Raw genomic sequence first — 22,038 nt, 5'->3', positions numbered from 1 at the left:
TCATGGCCAAGACCTTATATCAGAAATTATACGATGCCCACGTGGTGCATGAAGCGCCAAACGAGACGCCGCTGCTGTATATCGATCGACATCTGGTGCATGAAGTGACCTCACCGCAGGCCTTCGACGGTCTGCGTGCCATGGGGCGCAAAGTGCGTCAGCCGGGCAAGACCTTTGCCACCATGGATCACAACGTTTCGACCCAGACCAAAGACATCAACGCCAGTGGCGAGATGGCCCGCATTCAGATGCAAGAGCTGATCAAGAACTGCGCAGAGTTCGGCGTCTCACTGTATGACCTGAACCACCCCTTCCAGGGTATTGTGCACGTGATCGGCCCTGAGCAAGGCATGACGCTGCCGGGCATGACCATCGTCTGTGGCGACTCCCATACCGCCACGCACGGTGCCTTTGGCTCGCTGGCGTTCGGTATCGGTACTTCGGAAGTGGAACACGTGCTGGCAACCCAAACCCTGAAGCAGGGCCGCGCCAAGACGATGAAGATTGAAGTCACCGGCGAGGCCGCAGAAGGTATCACCGCCAAAGATATCGTGCTGGCCGTGATCGGCAAAACCGGCAGCGCTGGCGGTACTGGCCACGTCGTTGAATTTTGTGGCAAAGCGATCGAAGCGTTGAGCATGGAAGGCCGCATGACGCTGTGCAACATGGCGATTGAGATGGGTGCCAAAGCTGGCCTGGTTGCGCCAGACGACACCACCTTCAATTACCTGAAAGGCCGCCAGTTCGCTCCTACCGGGGAAAACTGGGAGCAGGCCGTGGCCTACTGGCGCACCATGAAGTCCGACGCCGAAGCCAAATTCGATACCACCATCACCCTGCGGGCGGAAGATATCGCACCACAGGTGACCTGGGGCACCAACCCTGGGCAGGTTATCGCGGTCGATCAGGCGATCCCAACCCCCGATTCCTTTAGCGATCCGGTGGAACGTGCCTCAGCTGAAAAAGCGTTGGCTTATATGGATCTGAAACCCGGCATCAAGCTGACTGACGTCGCAATCGATAAAGTGTTTATCGGCTCTTGCACCAATTCACGCATCGAAGATCTGCGTGCCGCAGCCGCCATTGCCAAAGGCCGTAAAGTGGCCGCAGGCGTGCAGGCAATTGTGGTGCCTGGCTCCGGCCCGGTCAAAGCGCAGGCGGAAGAGGAAGGTCTGGACAAGATCTTTATCGAGGCTGGTTTCGAATGGCGTCTGCCAGGCTGCTCCATGTGCCTGGCGATGAACAACGACCGTCTGAACCCAGGCGAACGCTGTGCCTCAACCAGCAACCGTAACTTCGAAGGGCGTCAGGGCCGCGGTGGGCGTACCCATCTGGTCAGCCCGGCAATGGCTGCCGCTGCTGCCGTTACCGGCCATTTTGCCGACATCCGTGAATTGCATTAAGGAGCACCAGCGTGGCTAAATTTACTCAACATACCGGCTTAGTGGTGCCTCTGGACGCGGCCAACGTCGATACCGACGCCATTATCCCGAAGCAGTTTCTGCAGAAAGTCACCCGCACCGGTTTCGGCCAGCACCTGTTCAACGACTGGCGCTTCCTGGACGACGCGGGCCAGCAGCCAAACCCTGAGTTTGTGCTGAACCTTCCGCGCTATAAAGGGGCCAGCATCCTGTTAGCCCGGGAAAACTTTGGCTGTGGCTCATCCCGTGAGCACGCACCATGGGCACTGACCGATTACGGCTTCAAGGTGGTGATTGCACCAAGCTTTGCGGATATCTTCTACGGCAACTCGTTCAACAACCAGCTGCTGCCGGTCACGCTGAGCGAGCAGGATGTGGATACGCTGTTTAAGCTGGTTGCAGAGCACGAAGGCACGGAGTTCGTGGTCGATCTGGAAAACCAGACGGTGAATGCCGGAGGCAAAAGCTACCCGTTTGAGATCGACAGCTTCCGCCGCCACTGCATGATTAACGGCTTGGACAGCATTGGCCTGACGTTGCAGCACGAAGCGGAGATTTCCCGCTACGAGGCGCAGCAACCGGCGTTTCTGAACTAAACCTCAGCCTCACCTGCCGCCCGGCGGGTGAGGCTTTCATCAACATCACCAATAACCCAGCCACTTCCACCATACTCCCCCGATCAGTGCCCAGATCAGCAGGTTGACCACGCTCATGATAAAGCCGGTTTTCCACCATTCCCCCAGGGTGGCATAGCCCGACCCAAAGATGATCGGCGCGGTACCGGTGGCATAATGTGTTAACGACATCATCAGTGAAGACGAGAAGGCCAGGATCAGGCCAAGCAGAGCCGGTGGTGCACCAAGGGCAATACCTGCGGCAAAGAACGCGGCGAACATGGCGGTCACGTGCGCGGTGGTACTGGCAAAGAAGTAATGCGAATAGAGATAGACGAGCGTTAACAAAATGGTCCCCCCGACCCAGCTCATCCCCATATGATCGATACCCGAGCCTACCGTTTGTGACAGCCAGCCAATCAGACCCAGTTTGCCGAGATAGGTCGCCATCATCACCAAGGCGGCAAACCAGACAACGGTATCCCAGGCCCCTTTGTGCTTCAACACGTCGTCCCAACTGAGTACGCCGGTTGCCAGCAGGATCGCCAGACCAATTACCGCAGCCGTCGTCGGGTTAACTGCCAGTGCAGGGCCAAAAATCATCGCCGGAACCCCGGCCCACATCACCAGCAACAGAGCAAACACGCCCAGCGTGATCTTCTCTGGCAGGGTTATCCGCCCCAGAGTTTGCAGTTTATCCTGCGCAAACAGTGGCGCATCCGGGGTGCTCTTGATTTCCGGTGGATAAAGCCAATAAACCACCAGCGGCATGACGATCAGCGAACAGATTGCCGGTATCAGCGCCGCTACCGCCCACATGCCCCAGGTCAGTTCAAACTCGGAACCGGCCCCTTTGGCGATCAGATTGACAATCAGCGGGTTAGGCGCAGTTGCGGTGATAAACATCGCCGAGGTGATCGGGTTGATGTTGTAGTTCACCAGCGAGAGATAGCGGCCAATCTTGCCGGAGGTATTCAGCTCGGGCTTGGAGCCAAAACTGTCCGCTATCGATTTCATTATCGGGTGGATAATCCCGCCGCCACGGGCGGTATTGCTCGGCGTAACCGGGGCCAGCACGGTTTCCGCCAGGGTTAACGCATAAGCGATCCCCAGCGTTTTTTTGCCAAACAGCGAGATAAAGTAGTAGCCAATGCGCGATCCCAGGCCGGTTTTATTCAGGCTCAGAGAGATCATGATCGAGAAACCGATCAGCCAGATGAGTTGGTTGGAGAACCCACTCAGTGCATCGTCCAGCGCGGCCCCCGGCTTGCCAGGGTTGGTCACTCCGGTCACAGCCACCAGCGCAATGGCAATGATGGATACGGCGCCGATCGGCATCGCCTTGCCGATAATGGCAATGATGGTCCCGATAAACAGGGCCAGCAAATGCCAGGCATTCGGTGCCACCCCTTCTGGAACAGGGATCACAAACCAGATCAGCAAAGCGGCGATAACGGCACAGAGGGAGGGAACGGGTTTGAGCGGCGTTAGTTTATCCATAACATACCCACTTTTATCAACGGGATCGGCATCTTAATAGCAAGATGGATAAGAGCGTGAAGCTCACGCTCTGAGTCCGTTTATCTTAGTGAGAATGGAGCGGTTTTCTCAATGATATGTATCAACTAACCGGGTGTTACAGCTCACACTTCGCGAACTTTGGCACTCATCCACAGCGCCAGGATGGCAAGCAGAGTAATCAGGTAGTAAACCGCATAGTGCCCAAAGTTTTCTACCAGCGCGCCTTGCAGTACACCGGCCAGGATCACCCCGGTCGAAATGCTGTTGGTAAACATGGTGGTCGCGGCACCGGGCCGCCCCGGCATCAAATCCTGAAAATACAACATGCCGATCCCGGCAATAATGCCGATAAACACCGCGTTGAACAGCTGCAAGATCATCAGGGCCGACTGGAACTTGAACAACACCAGCCCGGCATAAAACAGCACGCCTGCCGCCACCGCAAACAGCATCATATTGCGTTTGCCAAAGCGTTTGACGTAATAACCCGCCAGCAGCATAGCCGGGATTTCCAGCCCGGCGGCGGTGCCCATCAGCCAACCTGCCAGCCGTTCAGGCAAGCCCAAATCGGCGGTGATGTACAGCGGCATGTCGATGATATACATGGTGTTGCAGGTCCACATCAGCATCGAAGCCACAAACAGCAGGCGCACATCGGGATCGCGCCAGGCGCTGATTGGCGCAATAGGCGGAGAATCTACGCTGATCTCAACGTCGGCACGGGGCACCGAAGGCAATATCAGCCACACCAGCAGCACGCTGACGGCAAAAATCAGCGCCGCAATCATAAACATCACGGTAAAGCCGTAGTTCAGTGCCAACATAAATGACAGCGGCGGGCCGATCACCCAGGCCAGTGAAAGCTGAGCACGCATCACCGAACTGAACATCACCACTTCACGTGCCGAGCTGTCCGCATACTCACGCGCCAAGGCAAAAATCTGCGGCATGGCGGTATTGGCAATCGCGGCCAGCAGCACGCCTACGGTGATCAACGTCAGATAATCACGGTTGAATGCAAACAACAGGCTATTGGCCAGCGCCATGGCACAGCACACCAGGATCAGCTTGCGCCGATCGCCACGGGTATCCGAACGCTTGGCCAACAGGAAGCTGACGATGATCCCGGCGATGGCATTCACGGTATAGAACATGCCTACCCATAGCGGCCGCACCTTTACCTCGGTGGTCAGAAACAGGCTTAGCGTGGGGGCTTGCAGCGCTCCAGCAATGCCGGTCAGGAAGGCTATTAGCAGGAAGGCGGCAAAAACGGGATTAAAACGGCGCGGTAACCAGCGTCTGAAACTCATAGCGATATCCCTATCCAGAAATAAAGAAGGCTATGCTACAGAAGGAAAATTGCCGAAGGAAGTAAAGACGGCAGATAAAAATGCCAGTGGGTAACCCCACTGGCTGGTGAAAAGCACCATTACTCAGAAACACTTTTGCGGTGAACGTCAGATACGCTCACGGTATTGCTTGTCGCTCAGCGTGGCGATGTCCCACTGGGTCAAGTGGGCCAGCATCTCCAGCCGCGCCTGTTCAGGGACCACCTGCAGCCAATCGGCCTGCTGGCGGCGGATGGCGGTGAAATAACGCTGATAAAACTGTTTAGTTAACAGAACCGTCATTTGTTATCCCTCCGCTGATTCAACTGCCCTCATTATCGGCGTAATATAGGGAAAGATAAATTGACGACTTGATGCCAGAGAGTTCCTCTTTTATGTCCACCTCACGCCTGCAACAACAGTTCATTCGCCTGTGGCAACGCTGCCATGGCCAAACCACCGAAACCACGCTGCAAGAGTTGGCAGAGGTACTCAGCTGTTCCCGCCGCCATGTTCGTTCGCTGCTGGGAGCCATGCAGCACGAGGGTTGGCTGACCTGGCAGGCCGAGTCCGGCCGGGGTAAACGTTCACAGCTCAGCTTTCACTACACCGGATTGGCACTGCAACAACAGCGCGCCGAGGAACTGCTGGAACAGGATCGCATCGACCAACTGGTTCAACTGGTGGGCGATAAAGACGTAGTACGCCAAATGCTGCTTTCCCAGCTGGGGCGCAGCTTCCGCCAGGGGAAACATATCCTGCGCGTGCTCTACTATCGTCAGCTTTACAACCTGTTACCCGGTTCGGCACTGCGTCGTTCAGAAACCCACCTGGCAAGACAGATTTTCAACGGCCTGACACGGGTAAATGAGGAAAACGGGGAACTTGAGCCCGATCTTTCACATCATTGGCAAACGCTCACCCCTTTACACTGGCGCTTTTATCTTCGCCCGGCGATCCATTTTCATCATGGCCGTGAGCTGGAAATGGAAGATGTTATCCATTCACTCAACCGCCTGATCCCACAACCGCTATTTTCACATATCGACAGGATCGTCTCACCTACGCCCTATGTCATCGATGTATATCTGCACACGCCGGACTATTGGCTGCCCTGGCTGCTGAGCAGCGTACATGCCATGATCCTGCCGCGCGAATGGCAGAACCTGCCGGATTTTGCCCGCCATCCGATTGGCACCGGCCCCTATCGGGTGATACACAACAACCAAAGCCAGATGAAAATTCATGCCTTTGACGACTACTTTGGCTATCGTGCCCTGATCGATGAGGTCAACATTTGGGTATTGCCGGAAATCACCGAAGAGCTGGCGCACTCCGGCGTCCAGTTACAAGGGGATGATACCGGCAGGAACGAGCTGGAAAGCCGCCTCGAAGAAGGCTGTTATTTTCTGTTGTTCGACCAGCGTTCGGCACTGGCGGCCGATCCGGCAATCCGCAGTTGGTTAAGCGAACTGATCAACCCTATCGCGCTGCTGAGCCACGCCGGGCCGCTCTACCAACGTTACTGGGCTCCGGCCTATGGCATTCTCCCGCGCTGGTTGCATAATCGTGTGCTGGGGCAGCAGCCCAAGCCTGCGGGCTTAACCGAATTGACCCTGACCTTCTATAACGAACACTCCGAGTTCCACGCAATCAAGCAGGCTATCGCCTCTCTACTAGCCGAACAGGGTATCAAACTCAATGTGCAGGCCGTGGATTATGAAGTCTGGCATAAGGGCAAGGCGCAAAGCGATCTGTGGTTAGGCAGCGCCAACTTCACCCTGCCGCTGGAGTTTTCTCTGTTTGCCACGCTGTACGAATTACCGCTGATACAACATTGTCTGACGGAGGATATCGCGCAGGATGCCGCTCAGTGGCGGGAAAATCGCCTGTCCATGGCCGAGTTTTGCCAGCGCCTGGTCAGCAGCCATCAGTTGCATCCGTTATTCCATCACTGGCTGCAACTGCATGGTCAACGCAGCATGCGCGGGGTACGGATGAATACTCTCGGTTGGTTCGATTTTAAATCTGCGTGGTTTGCGCCACCGGAAGCATAATCGCCTTTCACCCACGCCCCTAAGCCTCTACAATAGCGCCGACTCAACGGGGTGCGGAGAACAAGCCAATTTTTGGCCAACGGTTTTCCGCTGAGAGCACACCCGTCGAACCTGATCCGGTCAATACCGGCGGAGGGATTTGAGCATGGCGCGTTAGCCTTCGTTAACCCAGCCCTCAGATACCTTTGCCCCTTTACTATTAGGAGTGCAAAGTGGTCAAAAAATACCTGCCCTGTTTATTATTGCTAGCGGCGATGCCCGTCCTGGCCAAGCCAACGCTGACGGTCTACACCTACGACTCTTTCGCTGCCGACTGGGGCCCGGGCCCAGCGGTAAAAAAAGCCTTTGAGGCCGAATGTGACTGCGAATTGAAATTCGTGGCGCTGGAAGACGGCGTATCGTTACTCAACCGCCTGAGAATGGAAGGCAAGAACAGCGCCGCCGACGTGGTTTTGGGCCTGGACAACAACCTGCTGCAAGCCGCGCAGCAAACCGATCTGTTCACCGCCAGCCAAGTCGATACTAGCAAGCTCACCGTTCCCGGTGGCTGGCACAACCAGACCTTCGTTCCCTACGACTATGGCTACTTTGCTTTCGTCTACAACAAAGACAAGCTGAAGAACCCGCCGACCAGCCTGAAAGAGTTGGTGAGCAGCGACCGCCCCCTGAAGATCATCTATCAGGATCCGCGCACCAGCACACCTGGCCTTGGCCTGCTGCTCTGGATGCAGAAAGTGTATGGCGACGAAGCACCGCTCGCCTGGCAACAGTTGGCGAAGAAAACCGTCACCGTGACCAAAGGCTGGAGTGAAGCCTACGGCCTGTTCCTGAAAGGGGAAGGCGACATGGTACTGAGCTACACTACCTCCCCCGCCTACCATCTGATCGAAGAGAAAAAAGACCTTTATGCGGCGGCCAGCTTCAGTGAGGGGCACTACCTGCAAATCGAAGTCGCTGGCAAGCTAAAGGCCAGCAAACAGCCAGAACTGGCCGAGCGCTTCATGCAGTTTATGGTCTCCCCGGCCTTCCAGAACACCATTCCTACCGGAAACTGGATGTACCCGGTGATCAAGACGGAACTGCCTGCCGGTTTTGAACAGATGACCGTGCCGCAAACGGCATTACAATTCAGCTCCGAGGAAGTGGCACAACAGCGTGGTAACTGGATCCGGGCATGGCAAACCGCCGTCAGCCACTGATCCCCCGCTGGTTATGGCCGGGGCTGATGGCCGCCGGTCTGATCCTGCTGATCGCGTTGGCGGCCATGGGCTCGCTGTGGCGTCATGCGCCCGAAAGCGATTGGCGTAGCCTGTGGCAGGACAGCTACCTGTGGCACGTGGTGCGCTTTACCTTTTGGCAGGCGCTGCTCTCCGCCGTAATCTCGGTGGTGCCTGCCATCTGGCTGGCCCGGGCGCTGTACCGCAGACGTTTCCCTGGCCGCAACCTGCTGCTGCGCCTGTGCGCCATGACGCTGGTGCTGCCGGTGCTGGTGGCGGTGTTTGGCATGCTGAGCGTCTACGGCAGGCAAGGCTGGCTGGCAACGCTGTGTGGTTGGCTGGGCGTGAACTACAGTTTTTCGCCTTATGGTCTGCAAGGTATCCTGCTGGCGCATCTGTTCTTCAATATGCCGCTGGCCACTCGCCTGCTGCTACAGGCGCTGGAGAACATTCCCACCGAGCAGCGACAACTGGCCGCGCAGCTGGGGATGAACGGCTGGCAGCAGTTCCGCTTTGTGGAATGGCCTGCGTTACGCCGCCAGATCTTACCCAGCGGCGCACTGGTATTTATGCTGTGTTTTGCCAGCTTTGCAACCGTGCTGTCGTTGGGCGGCGGGCCGCAGGCTACCACCATAGAACTGGCGATCTATCAGGCCTTGAGTTACGACTACGATCTCAGCCGCGCTGCGCTGCTGGCGCTGATCCAACTGGCCTGCTGCCTGGGGCTGGTGGTGCTCAGCCAGCGTTTGAGCCAGGCTCTACCGGTTGGCCATACCCACGCCCAGCGCTGGCGCGATCCGCAGGACAGCCTGGGGCGGCGCATTAGCGATACGCTATTGATTGCCGCAGCGCTATTGTTGCTGTTGCCTCCGTTGCTGGCGGTGATCATCGACGGTGCCAACCAAACGCTGGTCACCGTGCTGCAACAGCCCATTCTCTGGCAGGCCCTGTTCACCTCACTGCGCATCGCACTTGGGGCGGGTATTTTATGTGTCGTATTGACCATGATGCTGCTGTGGAGCAGCCGTGAACTGAAGCTGCGGCAACGGGCCGCCTGGGGCCAAACGCTGGAACTGAGCGGCATGGTGATCCTGGCGATGCCGGGTATTGTGCTGGCTACCGGTTTCTTCCTGTTGCTAAGCGATACCACTGGGCTGCCGCAGTCGCCGTATGCGCTGGTGATCCTCACCAATGCGTTGATGGCGGTGCCCTACGCGCTGAAAGTGCTGGAAAATCCGATGCGCGATCTGGCCGAGCGTTATAATCCGCTCTGCTTATCGCTGGATATCCACGGCTGGCAGCGGCTGCGCTGGATCGAGCTGAAAGCGTTGCAACGCCCGCTGGCGCAGGCTCTGGCTTTTGCCTGTGTGCTGTCGATTGGCGATTTCGGCGTGGTAGCGCTGTTCGGCAACGAGCAGTTCCGTACTCTGCCTTTTTATCTCTATCAGCAGATTGGCGCATACCGTAGCAACGATGGGGCCGTGACCGCCCTGCTGCTGCTGTTGCTCTGTTTCCTGCTGTTTACCCTGATTGAACGTTTACCGGGCCGCCATGCTGACGCTTGAAAAACTGACCTATCTGTACGAACACCTGCCGATGCGTTTTGACCTGCGCATTCAGCCGGGAGAACATGTCGCGGTACTAGGCCCTAGCGGCGCAGGAAAAAGCACCTTGCTAAGCCTGATCGCGGGTTTCCTGCCAGCCGCCAGCGGCAAACTGTGGCTCAACGGAAGCGATCATACCGCTTCGCCACCGGCCAAACGCCCGGTATCGATGCTGTTTCAGGAAAACAATCTGTTTGCCCACCTGACGGTCAGGCAAAACATCGGCCTGGGGCTGGATCCTGGCCTGCACCTAACCGCCGCCCAGCAGGAACAACTGGCACAGATTGCCCAGCAGGTCGGGCTGGAAGAACATCTGCAACGCCTGCCGTCGCAGCTTTCCGGCGGGCAGCGGCAACGGGCAGCCTTGGCGCGTTGCCTGATCCGCCAGCAGCCGATCCTGCTGCTCGATGAGCCTTTCTCTGCACTCGATCCGGCACTACGCAGTGAGATGCTGCAACTGCTGCAAAACGTCTGCGACCAGCGCCAACTCACGCTGCTGATGGTGTCACACAATCTTGAGGATGCTGCCCGCATCGCGCCGCGTACCTTGCTGGTCGTGGATGGGCGGATTTATTACGACGGCCCGACCCAGGCGCTGGTCAGCGGCAGTGCACCGGAGGCCCAGGTGCTGGGTATTCTGGTTAAACCGTGATCTACCACGCGTTTTTTATGCTGAACCAATAAACCTGTTGTGCGAATTTTGCACCTGTGGTTTTATAAAATTCTGTTTTTTACTATTGATGATAAGGCTCCCTGTGATCGCATCCTCGCTGACCTCGACCCTACTAACAACCGCGCTACCAGCCGCGGTGGTCGTCGTGCGTGTGGTGGTGGTCGTCGGCAACGCGCCGTAGGGTCCGAATCAACGCATCGATTCCCAAACCCCGCCGGCGCAAACCGGGCGGGGTTTCTTCTTTTAGTCCCCCTGCCCAGAAAAGCTAACCGGCCCAGAGAAAAGGATAGGCACATGGCAACTTCGGGCACGCCACACCAAGGCCAACGTATTACCGGCGCACAGCTGATCGTGCATCTGCTGGAGCGTCAGGGTATCACCACTATTGCAGGCATTCCCGGTGGCGCAGCGCTGCCGCTGTACGATGCTCTGAGCCAAAGCACCGTCATCCAGCACGTGCTGGCCCGCCACGAGCAAGGGGCCGGTTTTATGGCGCAGGGCATGGCACGTACCAACGGCAAGGCGGCGGTCTGTATCGCTTCCAGTGGCCCGGGAGCCACCAATCTGGTGACCGCTATTGCCGACGCCAAGCTCGATTCAATCCCGCTGGTGTGTATCACCGGCCAGGTATCATCCTCAATGATCGGCACCGATGCCTTCCAGGAAGTCGATACCTACGGTATCTCTATCCCCATCACCAAATACAACCATCTGGTCCGCGATATCAGCGATCTGCCACAGGTGATCTGCGACGCGTTCCGCATTGCCGAATCCGGCCGTCCAGGCCCGGTGTGGATCGACATCCCGAAAGACGTGCAAACCGCCGAAATTGAGTGGGATTCATTACCGCCAATGGCCGTACCCGACGCCCCTCCGGCGTTTGACAGTAAGCTGGTTGAACAGGCTGCGGCCATGATCAATCAGGCCAAGCGGCCTATTCTGTATCTGGGTGGCGGCATTATCTGCGCAGAAGCCCATAAACCGGCGCTGGAAATGGCCGAGCGCTCCAACCTGCCAACCACCATGACGCTGATGGCATTGGGCGCAATGCCGGTAGAACACCCACTGTCATTAGGCATGTTGGGGATGCATGCCGCGCGCAGCACCAACTTTATACTGCAGGAAGCCGATCTGCTGATCGTGTTGGGCGCCCGTTTCGACGACCGGGCAATCGGTAAAACCGAGCAATTCTGCCCGAACGCCAAGATTATCCACGTGGACATCGACCGTGCCGAACTGGGCAAGGTAAAACAGGCCAATATTGCCATCCATGCCGACGTCGGCCAGGTGCTGCAACAGCTGTTACCGATGATTGAAGCACAGCCGCGTACCGAATGGATGAACACCGTTAACGATCTGAAGCGTGAATTCCCGATCAACATGCCAAATGTGGCAGACCCATTGAGCCATTACGGGCTGGTTAAGGCCGCGGCACGCTGCGTGGACGAAAGCGCCATTATCACCACCGATGTAGGCCAGCATCAGATGTGGGTAGCCCAGGCTTATCCACTGAGCCGCCCGCGCCAGTGGCTGACCTCCGGCGGTTTGGGCACCATGGGCTTTGGTTTGCCTGCTGCGATTGGTGCAGCCCTGGCAGAGCCTCAGCGCAAGGTGCTGTGTTTCTCCGGTGACGGCAGCCTGATGATGAATATTCAGGAGATGGCGACCGCCGTTGAGCATAATCTGGACGTGAAAATCATCCTGATGAACAACCAGGCCTTGGGGTTGGTACACCAGCAGCAGACGCTGTTCTATCAACAGCATATCTTTGCCGCCACCTATCCAAAGCGTACCGATTTCCTGAAAATTGCCGCCGGTTTTGGCTTGGACACCTGCGATTTGAATGCCGAGCCAGATCCACAGGCTGCGCTGCTGGCAGCGATCCAACGCCCTGGCCCTTGCCTGATCCACGCGCTGATCGATATCAACGAAAAAGTCTACCCAATGGTGCCACCAGGTGCCGCCAACATCGAAATGATTGGAGAATAAGCCATGCAATCACTACAAAAGAATCCACAGGTGATCCTGGAGTTGGCGGTACGGAACCATCCGGGCGTAATGACCCACGTTTGCGGCCTGTTTGCCCGCCGTGCCTTTAACGTGGAAGGTATTTTGTGTATGCCGCTGAAAGATGGGACCCAGAGCCGCATTTGGCTATTGGTGGCCGACGATCAGCGCCTGGTGCAGATGATCAGCCAGGTTGAAAAGCTGGAGGATGTATTACAGGTGAAACGCCATAACGAAGATATGCGGGTGTTTGAGCAGTTGGAGGCGTTCTTCCAATAAGCTTTGGCGGCTGAATGTTAAAGGCCGGGAAGTGGTTAGCCCCCGGCCTTAGCTACGTTTCCGTTATCAGTTCAGTAACTGAAGCACATAACGGATCAGTTCCAGTAACGCGATCAGCGCCCCAAGAACGATGATTGCCTTATCGATATCAATCACCCGTTTTCTCCATAACATGGAGTGAGCCACCGCCGCTTACCCTTACATTGCCTGTCACAGCGCAGCACTCAGTTGTTAGATGGGTGCAGTCTCACTCCGGCCAGAGCGCCGGATAACGGCACCATCCGTACACCCGACCAGGACTTGAATGTGTACATGCGCATACCGAAGTAAAGACAGCAGCAGAGCTAACCTGCTGATTATATCTTAACCAATTCAGGGCGCGACATAACAGATTTCCGATTTCTGCGTTTTTGACATTGAGGACGATCGACGATAAAATCAACTACGTTAGATGGGTGCTGTCTCATCCGGTCAGAGTGACCAACTCCAGCCCGGGAAATAAAAAAACCGACCTCACCAGTCGGTTTTTTTACGCCTGAAACCCGCCCGCCAGCACTTTCCATAAATGTTAAAGGCCGGGAAGTGGTTAGCCCCCGGCCTTAGCTACGTTTCCGTTATCAGTTCAGTAACTGAAGCACATAACGGATCAGTTCCAGCAACGCGATCAGCGCCCCAAGAACGATGATTGCCTTATCGATATCAATCACCCGTTTTCTCCATAACATGGAGTGAGCCACCGCCGCTTACCCTTACATTGCCTGTCACAGCGCAGCACTCAGTTGTTAGATAAATGCGGCTTCACTCCGGCCAGAGCATCGGATAACGGCACCACCCGTACACCCGACCAGGGCTTGAATAGGTACATGCGCACACCGAAGTAAAGACAGCAACAGCGCTAACCCGCTGATTGTATCTTAACCAGCCCAAGGCATGACATACTAGATATCCGATTTCTGAGCTTTTGACATTGGAGGGTATCAAAGATAAAATTGATCCGGTTAGATGAATGCGGCTTCAACCGGTCAGAGTCTCCATCTCTGAATCGGAAAATAAAAAAACCGACCTCACCAGTCGGTTTTTTTACGCCTGACATCAGCCCGCCAGCACTTTCCACAACAGGTGTCGATATACCGGCATCAACGCCTGCTGATACATGTAATAGAAACACACCAGCGCCCCTCCCCAGCTAGCAATACAGGCCAACCGCAGCCGCTTCGGCGTTAGCCAGCGCGTCAGCTTATCGGCACTGCGCTTTCCTTCACGCCACCAGCGCCAACTCAGCCAGGCCGCCAGCCAGACCAGCACCACCACGCCAAACAACAGCCATTTGAACAACGCGCTGTTGGCGCTAGCAGGAATATCGATCGCGACTCCCGCCAGAATACCAGGGAAGAAATAGACCGGTGGCCAGGTCAGGCAACCGATGATATTTGGCAGGGCAAATTTGTAGGGAGGAAGATCAAGCATGCCGGCCACCATCGGCACCAGCGGGCGCGTCGGGCCAACAAAGCGACCGATCAAAATGGTAACGATACTGTGCTGATGCAGCGCATGCTCGGTTTTATCCAGCATCGCCTTGTTCTTTTTCAGGAACGACCAGCGGTGCAGCGGCCCCTTGAAGGCCCGGCCGATAAAGTAGGAGATCCAATCCCCCAGCAGACAACCGACAATGCCCGCCCCCCAGGCCATATAAAAGTCCACCTGTCCGCTGCCGATCAATGCGCCAATACTGGCCATCATTACCGTGCCCGGCAATAACAAACCGACCAACGCCAGCGACTCCAGGAACGCCACCAACATGACCACCACCAGGGTGAAAGCCAATGACTGGGTGATCAACTGCTGTAAATAGGCTTCCATTAAACCTCTGTTGGTATGCTAAACATATGGGCGAAGGATTGTCCGGCGCGGGCCAGGGGGAGTCAATCGTTGAATTGTATGTAGATTTAGCCAATCCGGCCAGTGATAGACAATTACTGTATAAAAACCCATACTATAAACACCTATAGAACATCGATGATCAGGAACTAGTGACATCTCTACAGCAGGGTTTCTTACTCACTCGCCATTGGCGTGATACGCCCGCCGGTACCGAAGTTGAGTTCTGGCTGGCAACCGATAGCGGGCCACAACGGCTACGGCTGGCCCCACAGACCTCCGTGGCATTCATTCCCGCCGAACAGCGTCAGCGGGCCGAGTTGCTGCTGCGTGAAGAGCGTCATGTCGAGCTGAAACCCCTGCCGCTGCAGGATTTCCACTCCCGTCCGGTGATGGGCCTTTATTGCCGCCAGCATCGTCAGTTGATCAAGTTGGAAAAGCTGCTCAAAGAGGGCGGCGTCAACGTATTTGAGGCCGATATCCGCCCGCCAGAACGCTATCTGATGGAGCGCTTTATCACCGCTCCGGTGTGGTTCAACGGTCAACCCGACGGTCATGGCCTGTGGCTCAACGGCCAGATGAAGCCAGCCCCAGACTACCGCCCCACTCTAAAGCTGGTATCACTGGATATCGAAACCACCGCCCATGGCGAGCTTTACTCCATCGCGTTGGAAGGCTGTGGCCAGCGCCAAGTGTATATGCTCGGACCTGCCAACGGCGGCACTGAGGTGCTGGATTTCGAGCTGGAATATTGCAACAGCCGCCCACAGCTGCTGGAACGCCTGAACCAATGGCTGGAGCAGCACGATCCAGACGCCATTATCGGCTGGAACCTGGTGCAGTTCGATCTGCGGGTACTGCAAAAACACGCCGAGCGGTATCAGATCCCCCTGCGCTTTGGCCGTGGCGGTAACCTGTTGGAGTGGCGCGAGCACGGCTTTAAGCAAAACCACTTCTTCGCCTCGGCCTCCGGGCGATTGATTATCGACGGTATCGAGGCGCTGAAGTCGGCCACCTGGAACTTCCCGTCCTTCAGCCTGGAATATGTGGCGCAAACGCTGCTTGGGGAAGGGAAATCGATCGACAATCCTTACCAGCGGATGGCGGAAATAGACCGCCGTTTTGCCGAAGATAAACCCGCTCTGGCCCGCTATAACCTGAAAGACTGCGAGCTGGTGACGCGCATTTTCGCCAAAACCGAACTGTTGACCTTCCTGCTTGAGCGCGCCACCGTGACCGGCCTGGCGGCCGATCGCAGCGGCGGTTCGGTGGCGGCCTTCAACCACCTTTATATCCCGCGCATGCATCGTCAGGGCTATGTGGCCCCCAACCTTGGGGAGTTGCCGGAAGAGCACAGCCCCGGCGGCTTTGTGATGGATTCACAGCCCGGCCTGTATGATTCGGTGCTGGTACTGGATTACAAAAGCCTGTATCCGTCGATCATCCGCACCTTCCTGATCGATCCCGTCGGGCTGGTAGAAGGCATGCAGCACCCGGATGATGAAAACTCGGTGCCGGGTTTTCGCCAGGCTCGTTTCTCCCGCACCAAACACTGCCTTCCCGAGATTGTTCGCCAGATCTGGCAGGGGCGCGAAGCGGCCAAACGCCACAACAACAAGCCGCTGTCGCAGGCACTCAAGATCATCATGAATGCCTTCTACGGCGTGCTGGGATCGAGCGGCTGTCGCTTCTTCGATCCCCGGCTGGCTTCTTCGATCACCCTGCGCGGCCATGAGATCATGCGCCAGACGCGAGAGTTGATCGAAGCTAAAGGTTACCAGGTGATCTACGGCGATACGGACTCGACCTTTGTCTGGCTGAAAAAGGCCCACAGTGAACAGCAGGCCGCCGAGATTGGCCGCGAGCTGCTCGATCACGTCAATCAATGGTGGCATCAGCATCTACAACAGCAATATGGGCTGGAAAATGCGCTGGAGCTGGAGTTTGAAACCCACTACTCCCGCTTTTTAATGCCTACCATCCGCGGTGCCGAGCAGGGCAGCAAAAAACGCTACGCCGGGTTGATCAGCAAACCGGACGGCAGTGAAGAGATGGTGTATAAAGGGTTGGAAACGGTACGCACAGACTGGACCCCGCTGGCGCAGCAGTTTCAGCAGCAGCTCTATCAACGCATCTTCAAGCGCCAGCCCTATCAAGACTTTGTACGCGATTACGTGGCCAAAACGCTGAACGGCGAATTTGACGACCGGCTGGTGTACCGCAAACGCCTGCGGCGCAAGCTGGACGACTATCAACGCAATGTCCCGCCACACGCCCGAGCAGCCCGCCTGGCCGATGACTATAATCGTCAACAGGGGCGGCCGCTGCAATATCAGAACGGTGGCTGGATAAGCTATGTAATGACGCTAGCCGGGCCAGAGCCGTTGGAAACCCGGCAATCCGCGATCGATTACGACCATTATCTCGAACGCCAGCTGCAACCGGTGGCAGACGCTATACTTCCCTTCCTGTACGACGATTTTTCGGCGTTGGTAACCAGGCAGATAGGCCTGTTCTGAGCGGTCAAAGCTGGGGGTAATACCACCCCATGGGGAAACCCTTTCTTTTTACTGGTGTTAGTCGGCATTTGGGAAGATAAAATCATCGGGTTTTACAGGTGACGAATGCGCCGCCTTCCATTACCATAGCGCCCTTCCCAAATTCTGAACCACTATTCACAACATCGTTGTCGCCATGCCGTCACCAGACGTCTGGCGTAACAGGCTATTATCCGCTAAATGAAAATAAAGCTCGCCAACCGGTAACAACGCGGTGGCAGGCAAGATGCCGGGAATAGCAAGCAGTTGAAACAGGTTACCCAGGGCTTATCTGCCGGGTAGCAAGACTTACTTAATAAGAATCGAGCCGACAAACTATGCCTTTTACACTTGGTCAACGCTGGATCAGCGATACGGAAAGCGAATTGGGACTGGGAACCGTGGTAGCACTTGACGTGCGCATGGTCACCCTGCTTTTCCCCGCAACCGGTGAAAACCGCCTCTATGCCAGAAACGACTCGCCAATCACCCGCGTGATGTTTAACCCGGGCGACACCATCAGCAACCACGAAGGCTGGCAGTTGCAGGTGGAGGAAGTCAAAGAGGATAACGGCCTGTTGACCTATATCGGCACGCGTCTGGACACCCAGGAAAGCGGCGTCGCTATGCGTGAAGTGCTGCTGGACAGCAAGCTGACCTTCAGTAAACCGCAAGACCGCCTGTTTGCCGGTCAGATTGACCGCATGGATCGCTTTGCGCTGCGTTTCCGCGCCCGCAAATACCAGAGCGAGCAGTATCGCCTGCCGTTCGCTGGCCTGCGCGGCATGCGCGCCAGCCTGATCCCGCACCAATTGCATATCGCCTACGAGGTCGGCCAGCGCCATGCACCGCGCGTTCTGTTGGCCGATGAAGTGGGCCTGGGTAAAACCATCGAAGCCGGGATGATTATTCATCAGCAACTGCTGGCTGGCCGCGCCGAACGCGTGCTGATCGTGGTACCGGAAACCCTGCAACATCAGTGGCTGGTTGAAATGATGCGTCGCTTCAACCTCTATTTCTCACTGTTTGACGATAGCCGCTATTCCGAAGCGATGCTCGACAGCAGCAACCCGTTCGAAACCGAACAGTTAGTGATCTGCTCGCTGGATTTCGTGCGTCGCAACAAACAGCGCCTTGAGCAGTTGGCCGATGCCCACTGGGATCTGCTGGTGGTAGACGAAGCTCACCATCTGGCCTGGAGCGAAGAAGCGCCGAGCCGTGAATATCAGGTGATTGAACAGTTGGCGGAGCACATCCCGGGCGTACTGCTGCTGACGGCAACCCCGGAGCAGCTTGGCCAGCAAAGCCACTTTGCCCGCTTGCGCCTGCTGGATCCCAGCCGTTTCCATGACTACCAGGAGTTTGTCACCGATCAGCAGAAATACCGTCCGGTAGCCGATGCGGTGACGCTGCTGCTGAGCGGCGAGCGTCTGGCGGATGACAAGCTGAACCTGCTGGGCGAGCTGATCGACGAGCAGGACATTGAGCCACTGCTGAAAGCGGCCAACAGCGATACCGACAACAGCGAACAGGCGCGCCAGGAACTGGTCACCATGCTGATGGATCGCCACGGCACCAGCCGCGTGCTGTTCCGTAACACCCGTAACGGCGTAAAAGGCTTCCCACGCCGTCACCTGCACCAGATCAAACTGCCGTTGCCAACGCAATATCAGACGGCGATCAAGGTGTCCGGCATCATGAGCGCCAAGAAAACCGTCGAAGCCCGCGCCCGCGACATGCTCTACCCAGAACAGATTTATCAGGAGTTCGAAGGGGAGAATGCGACCTGGTGGAACTTCGATCCGCGCGTTGAGTGGCTGCTGGATTATCTGGTCGCCAACCGTCATGAGAAAGTGCTGGTGATTTGCGCCCAGGCCGCGACCGCTCTGCAACTGGAGCAGGTGCTGCGCGAGCGCGAAGCGATCCGCGCCGCCGTGTTCCACGAAGGGCTGAGCATTATCGAACGCGATCGCGCCGCCGCCTACTTCGCTTCACAGGAAGAAGGCGCGCAGGTACTACTGTGCTCCGAAATCGGTTCGGAAGGGCGTAACTTCCAGTTTGCCAGCCAGATGGTGATGTTCGATCTGCCGTTCAACCCGGATCTGCTGGAACAGCGTATTGGCCGTCTGGATCGTATTGGCCAGATGCACGATATCCAGATCATGGTGCCGTACCTGGAAAACACCGCTCAGGCCGTGCTGGGCCGCTGGTTCCATGAAGGGCTGGATGCCTTCGAGCACACCTGCCCTACCGGCCGACCGATTTATGACAGCTGCTACGAGCAACTGATTGGCTACCTGGCCGCCCCTACCGAGCAGGAAGGTCTGGACGAGTTTATCCATGCCTGTAACCAGCAGCACAAACAGTTGAAAACGCAGCTGGAACAGGGCCGTGACCGTCTGCTGGAAATGCACTCCAACGGCGGTGACAAAGCGCAGGCACTGGCGGAAGCCATTGCGGCGCAGGACAATGACGTTAACCTGGTGAGCTTTGCACTCAACCTGTTCGATATCGTCGGTATCAATCAGGAAGACCGCAGCGACAACCTGATCGTCCTGACCCCGTCCGACCATATGCTGGTACCGGACTTCCCTGGGCTACCGCAAGATGGCTGCACCGTGACGTTTGATCGCGAGCAGGCGCTGTCGCGTGAAGATGCCCAGTTTGTCAGTTGGGAACATCCAATTATCCGCAACGGGCTGGATCTGATCCTCTCCGGCGACACCGGGAGCTGTGCGGTTTCCCTGTTGAAAAACAAGGCACTGCCGGTGGGCACCCTGCTGGTCGAACTGGTGTATGTGGTTGAGGCCCAGGCCCCTAAACACCTGCAGTTGACCCGCTTCCTGCCGCCAACGCCGATCCGCATGTTGATGGATCGCAAGGGAACCAACCTGGCGGCACAGGTCGAGTTCGAAAGCTTTAACCGCCAACTGAACGCGGTCAATCGCCACACTTCCAGCAAGCTGGTCAATGCGGTGCAGCAAGAGGTACACGTGATGCTGCAACAGGCAGAAAGTCTGGTGGAAGAACAGGCGCGCGCCCTGATCGAACAGGCCAAGCAAGAGGCCGATGACAAGCTGAGCACCGAGCTGGCACGTCTGGAAGCCCTGAAAGCGGTTAACCCGAATATCCGTGATGACGAAGTCGAAGCGCTGGAGTTCAACCGCAAGCAGGTGCTGATTAACCTCAACGAAGCGGGATGGCGGCTGGATGCTATTCGCCTGGTAGTGGTGACGCACCAGTGATCCACACAGCGGGGAGCCAAGGCTCCCCGGTTTGCCCTTCTCAGCGGAGCTAACATGGAACCTTACAATCCCCCGCAAGATCCGATGCACGTACTGTATCAGGATGAGCACATCATCGTGGTCAACAAACCTAGCGGACTGCTTTCCGTGCCTGGCCGTGCTCCGGAGAACAAGGACAGCCTGATGACGCGTATCCAGGCAGACTTTCCGGCGGCAGAATCCGTGCATCGCCTGGATATGGCGACCAGCGGGGTGATCGTGGTGGCATTGAACAAGGCCGCCGAGCGTGAGCTAAAACGCCAGTTCCGCGAGCGCGAGCCGAAAAAATGCTATATCGCCCGCGTGTGGGGGCATATGGCACAGGATGAAGGGTTGGTGGATTTACCGCTGATTTGCGACTGGCCGAACCGGCCCTTGCAGAAAGTGTGTTTCGAAACCGGCAAGGCTGCGCAGACCGAATATGTGGTGCTTTCCCGGGACCCGGATGGCAGCACGCGGGTCAAGCTGCTGCCCATCACCGGGCGCTCACACCAATTGCGCGTGCATATGCTGGCATTGGGTCACCCCATTCTCGGCGATGGCTTCTACGCCCCGCCAGAGGCCAAGGCGATGGCACCGCGCCTGCAACTGCACGCACAAGAGTTGCGTATCACCCATCCCGCGTTCCAGACCCCGATGCATTTTCGCGTAGAACCGGATTTCTGAGTTTTTAAGGGCGCCGCACTCGGCGCCCTTAACGACAACTACTTGAAGCCCTTCTCACGTTTGATCAGGTCGTAGGCGGCCTGGATCTCCTGCGCTTTCTGTTTCGCCATCTCCATCATTTCCGGCGGCAATCCCTTGGCGACCAACTTATCCGGGTGATGCTCGCCCATCAGCTTACGATAGGCACGCTTGATGGTGGTGGCATCGTCGCTGCTGTTCACGCCCAGCACCTTGCAGGCATCTTCCAGCGTCGGGCCACGTTGCGCCTGCTGGTAGCCGCCCTGGGAGTATCCCCCTTGCTGCCCCTGCCAACTGCCGCCGCCAAACTGACGCCCTCCTTCGATCATACTGAGGAACTGATCGAACTGAGCGCGGGAAATACCCAGCTCTTCGGCGATCACATACAGCACCTGGCGTTCATTCGGATGCAATGAACCGTCGGCAAACGCGGCCTGGATTTGAATTTCCAGAAACATCCGAATCAGATCAAAGCGACCAAAACAGATGCTGCGCAACTGCTGCAAGGTTTCACGCAGCGGGAACTGGCTGTGCTTGCCTTCGCGGAACGCTTGCTGCGCCGCGGTACGGGCTTCGCCATGCAGCTGCAGGCGGTCCATAAACAGGCTGGCTATCTGGATATCGGCTTCGGTCACCCGCCCTTTCGATTTGGTCAGATGCCCCATAACCTGAAAGGTAGTGCGAAAAAATAACGTCTGCCGCGTTTGCTGGTCGGTAAAGAAGCCCCGGCTGCGCTTGTTATTACGTGCGGTGTCGATCATATGGCCAACGATCAACCCCAGCACGACACCCCAGAATCCGCCGCCAGCCCAAATGGCGACAATCACTCCGAGCAGTTTTCCCCAATACTGCATATACTCCCCAACTATCAAACCGTAATAAGCCGTGTATCCCTATCGGTACGAGCAAGGGTTAAGGCGATTTTTTCCAAGAA

Annotated in this window: 19 protein-coding genes and 1 riboswitch; of the genes, 12 read left to right on the top strand and 7 right to left on the bottom strand. The window is 56.8% G+C overall.

Annotated features, from left to right (window positions below; translation table 11 throughout):
- Positions 1-2 precede the first annotated feature (2 nt).
- Together leuC and leuD are read left to right on the top strand one after the other, a co-directional pair.
- Complete coding sequence (gene leuC, locus KGP26_RS04240) at positions 3-1,403, top strand: 3-isopropylmalate dehydratase large subunit (RefSeq protein WP_021179306.1); 1,401 nt, start codon at positions 3-5, stop codon at positions 1,401-1,403.
- Positions 1,404-1,414: 11 nt separating this feature from the next.
- Complete coding sequence (gene leuD / locus KGP26_RS04235) at positions 1,415-2,017, top strand: 3-isopropylmalate dehydratase small subunit (RefSeq protein WP_024483541.1); 603 nt, start codon at positions 1,415-1,417, stop codon at positions 2,015-2,017.
- Between the two features lie 45 nt (positions 2,018-2,062).
- Here the strand turns inward: leuD and KGP26_RS04230 are convergent, their stop codons facing one another.
- The 3 genes from KGP26_RS04230 to sgrT all read right to left on the bottom strand — a co-directional run bounded on the left by KGP26_RS04230 (position 2,063) and on the right by sgrT (position 5,187).
- Entirely contained in the window at positions 2,063-3,535 is a 1,473-nt protein-coding gene (locus KGP26_RS04230; protein WP_094982153.1) for a DASS family sodium-coupled anion symporter, read from the bottom strand.
- Positions 3,536-3,678: 143 nt separating this feature from the next.
- Complete coding sequence (locus KGP26_RS04225; protein WP_059199730.1) at positions 3,679-4,866, bottom strand: sugar efflux transporter; 1,188 nt, start codon at positions 4,864-4,866, stop codon at positions 3,679-3,681.
- A 147-nt stretch (positions 4,867-5,013) separates the two neighbouring features.
- On the bottom strand, positions 5,014-5,187 hold the full coding sequence (gene sgrT / locus KGP26_RS04220) for a glucose uptake inhibitor SgrT (RefSeq protein WP_071682170.1): 174 nt from the start codon (positions 5,185-5,187) through the stop codon (positions 5,014-5,016).
- A gap of 92 nt (positions 5,188-5,279) precedes the next feature.
- On the opposite strand from sgrT, the gene sgrR reads away from it, so the two are divergent.
- The 7 genes from sgrR (at position 5,280) to ilvN (ending at position 12,721) form a co-directional block, all read left to right on the top strand.
- On the top strand, positions 5,280-6,941 hold the full coding sequence (sgrR, locus tag KGP26_RS04215) for an HTH-type transcriptional regulator SgrR (RefSeq protein WP_094982155.1): 1,662 nt from the start codon (positions 5,280-5,282) through the stop codon (positions 6,939-6,941).
- 37 nt (positions 6,942-6,978) lie between these two features.
- Positions 6,979-7,097, top strand: a riboswitch (TPP riboswitch).
- A 56-nt stretch (positions 7,098-7,153) separates the two neighbouring features.
- Positions 7,154-8,140, top strand: a complete 987-nt coding sequence (gene thiB / locus KGP26_RS04210) for a thiamine ABC transporter substrate binding subunit (RefSeq protein ID WP_223665075.1) — start codon at positions 7,154-7,156, stop codon at positions 8,138-8,140.
- Positions 8,116-9,723 carry a thiamine/thiamine pyrophosphate ABC transporter permease ThiP gene (thiP, locus tag KGP26_RS04205; protein WP_115159062.1) on the top strand — a complete coding sequence of 536 codons (1,608 nt, stop codon included), beginning with the start codon at positions 8,116-8,118 and terminating at the stop codon, positions 9,721-9,723. The genes thiB and thiP overlap by 25 nt, the downstream gene beginning before the upstream one ends.
- On the top strand, positions 9,710-10,414 hold the full coding sequence (gene thiQ / locus KGP26_RS04200; RefSeq protein ID WP_059199726.1) for a thiamine ABC transporter ATP-binding protein ThiQ: 705 nt from the start codon (positions 9,710-9,712) through the stop codon (positions 10,412-10,414). The genes thiP and thiQ overlap by 14 nt, the downstream gene beginning before the upstream one ends.
- Before the next feature lie 88 nt (positions 10,415-10,502).
- Positions 10,503-10,616 carry an ilvB operon leader peptide IvbL gene (gene ivbL, locus KGP26_RS04195; protein WP_193569011.1) on the top strand — a complete coding sequence of 38 codons (114 nt, stop codon included), beginning with the start codon at positions 10,503-10,505 and terminating at the stop codon, positions 10,614-10,616.
- Between the two features lie 113 nt (positions 10,617-10,729).
- Positions 10,730-12,424: an acetolactate synthase large subunit gene (gene ilvB / locus KGP26_RS04190; RefSeq protein WP_059199725.1), complete on the top strand. Its 1,695-nt coding sequence runs from the start codon at positions 10,730-10,732 to the stop codon at positions 12,422-12,424.
- A 3-nt stretch (positions 12,425-12,427) separates the two neighbouring features.
- Entirely contained in the window at positions 12,428-12,721 is a 294-nt protein-coding gene (gene ilvN / locus KGP26_RS04185; protein ID WP_021179286.1) for an acetolactate synthase small subunit, read from the top strand.
- Positions 12,722-12,787: 66 nt separating this feature from the next.
- Here the strand turns inward: ilvN and dinQ (KGP26_RS04180) are convergent, their stop codons facing one another.
- From dinQ (KGP26_RS04180) to KGP26_RS04170, 3 genes are all read right to left on the bottom strand, one after another.
- A complete protein-coding gene (dinQ, locus tag KGP26_RS04180) occupies positions 12,788-12,895 on the bottom strand; it encodes a damage-inducible type I toxin DinQ (protein WP_102026040.1) in 108 nt (35 codons plus the stop codon).
- Positions 12,896-13,338: 443 nt separating this feature from the next.
- Entirely contained in the window at positions 13,339-13,446 is a 108-nt protein-coding gene (gene dinQ / locus KGP26_RS04175; protein WP_102026040.1) for a damage-inducible type I toxin DinQ, read from the bottom strand.
- Positions 13,447-13,813: 367 nt separating this feature from the next.
- A complete protein-coding gene (locus tag KGP26_RS04170) occupies positions 13,814-14,581 on the bottom strand; it encodes a DedA family protein (RefSeq protein WP_223665074.1) in 768 nt (255 codons plus the stop codon).
- 170 nt (positions 14,582-14,751) lie between these two features.
- Between KGP26_RS04170 and KGP26_RS04165 the strand changes: the two genes are divergently transcribed.
- From KGP26_RS04165 to rluA, 3 genes are all read left to right on the top strand, one after another.
- A complete protein-coding gene (locus tag KGP26_RS04165) occupies positions 14,752-17,118 on the top strand; it encodes a DNA polymerase II (RefSeq protein WP_094982157.1) in 2,367 nt (788 codons plus the stop codon).
- 356 nt (positions 17,119-17,474) lie between these two features.
- Positions 17,475-20,381 carry an RNA polymerase-associated protein RapA gene (gene rapA, locus KGP26_RS04160; RefSeq protein ID WP_071682163.1) on the top strand — a complete coding sequence of 969 codons (2,907 nt, stop codon included), beginning with the start codon at positions 17,475-17,477 and terminating at the stop codon, positions 20,379-20,381.
- A 54-nt stretch (positions 20,382-20,435) separates the two neighbouring features.
- Entirely contained in the window at positions 20,436-21,086 is a 651-nt protein-coding gene (gene rluA, locus KGP26_RS04155; protein ID WP_059199722.1) for a bifunctional tRNA pseudouridine(32) synthase/23S rRNA pseudouridine(746) synthase RluA, read from the top strand.
- Between the two features lie 38 nt (positions 21,087-21,124).
- On the opposite strand, the gene djlA is transcribed toward rluA, so the two are convergent.
- Complete coding sequence (gene djlA / locus KGP26_RS04150) at positions 21,125-21,958, bottom strand: co-chaperone DjlA (RefSeq protein ID WP_021179279.1); 834 nt, start codon at positions 21,956-21,958, stop codon at positions 21,125-21,127.
- Between the last annotated feature and the right edge of the window lie 80 nt (positions 21,959-22,038).

The sequence above is a fragment of the Serratia sp. JSRIV002 genome, from assembly GCF_019968725.1.
GTDB classification, from domain to species: domain Bacteria; phylum Pseudomonadota; class Gammaproteobacteria; order Enterobacterales; family Enterobacteriaceae; genus Chania; species Chania fonticola_B.
Note: the sequence above shows the minus strand (reverse complement) of the source record. Positions and strands in the feature narration are given on the sequence as shown.

Coding starts and splice junctions, on each gene's coding strand:
- sgrR (WP_094982155.1), top strand. CDS start 5,280: ATGTCCACCTCACGCCTGCAACAACAGTTCATTCGCCTGTGGCAACGC.
- KGP26_RS04225 (WP_059199730.1), bottom strand. CDS start 4,866: ATGAGTTTCAGACGCTGGTTACCGCGCCGTTTTAATCCCGTTTTTGCC.
- ilvB (WP_059199725.1), top strand. CDS start 10,730: ATGGCAACTTCGGGCACGCCACACCAAGGCCAACGTATTACCGGCGCA.
- sgrT (WP_071682170.1), bottom strand. CDS start 5,187: ATGACGGTTCTGTTAACTAAACAGTTTTATCAGCGTTATTTCACCGCC.
- dinQ (WP_102026040.1), bottom strand. CDS start 13,446: ATGTTATGGAGAAAACGGGTGATTGATATCGATAAGGCAATCATCGTT.
- thiP (WP_115159062.1), top strand. CDS start 8,116: ATGGCAAACCGCCGTCAGCCACTGATCCCCCGCTGGTTATGGCCGGGG.
- rluA (WP_059199722.1), top strand. CDS start 20,436: ATGGAACCTTACAATCCCCCGCAAGATCCGATGCACGTACTGTATCAG.
- ilvN (WP_021179286.1), top strand. CDS start 12,428: ATGCAATCACTACAAAAGAATCCACAGGTGATCCTGGAGTTGGCGGTA.
- djlA (WP_021179279.1), bottom strand. CDS start 21,958: ATGCAGTATTGGGGAAAACTGCTCGGAGTGATTGTCGCCATTTGGGCT.
- KGP26_RS04170 (WP_223665074.1), bottom strand. CDS start 14,581: ATGGAAGCCTATTTACAGCAGTTGATCACCCAGTCATTGGCTTTCACC.
- dinQ (WP_102026040.1), bottom strand. CDS start 12,895: ATGTTATGGAGAAAACGGGTGATTGATATCGATAAGGCAATCATCGTT.
- rapA (WP_071682163.1), top strand. CDS start 17,475: ATGCCTTTTACACTTGGTCAACGCTGGATCAGCGATACGGAAAGCGAA.
- thiQ (WP_059199726.1), top strand. CDS start 9,710: ATGCTGACGCTTGAAAAACTGACCTATCTGTACGAACACCTGCCGATG.
- leuC (WP_021179306.1), top strand. CDS start 3: ATGGCCAAGACCTTATATCAGAAATTATACGATGCCCACGTGGTGCAT.
- ivbL (WP_193569011.1), top strand. CDS start 10,503: ATGATAAGGCTCCCTGTGATCGCATCCTCGCTGACCTCGACCCTACTA.
- KGP26_RS04230 (WP_094982153.1), bottom strand. CDS start 3,535: ATGGATAAACTAACGCCGCTCAAACCCGTTCCCTCCCTCTGTGCCGTT.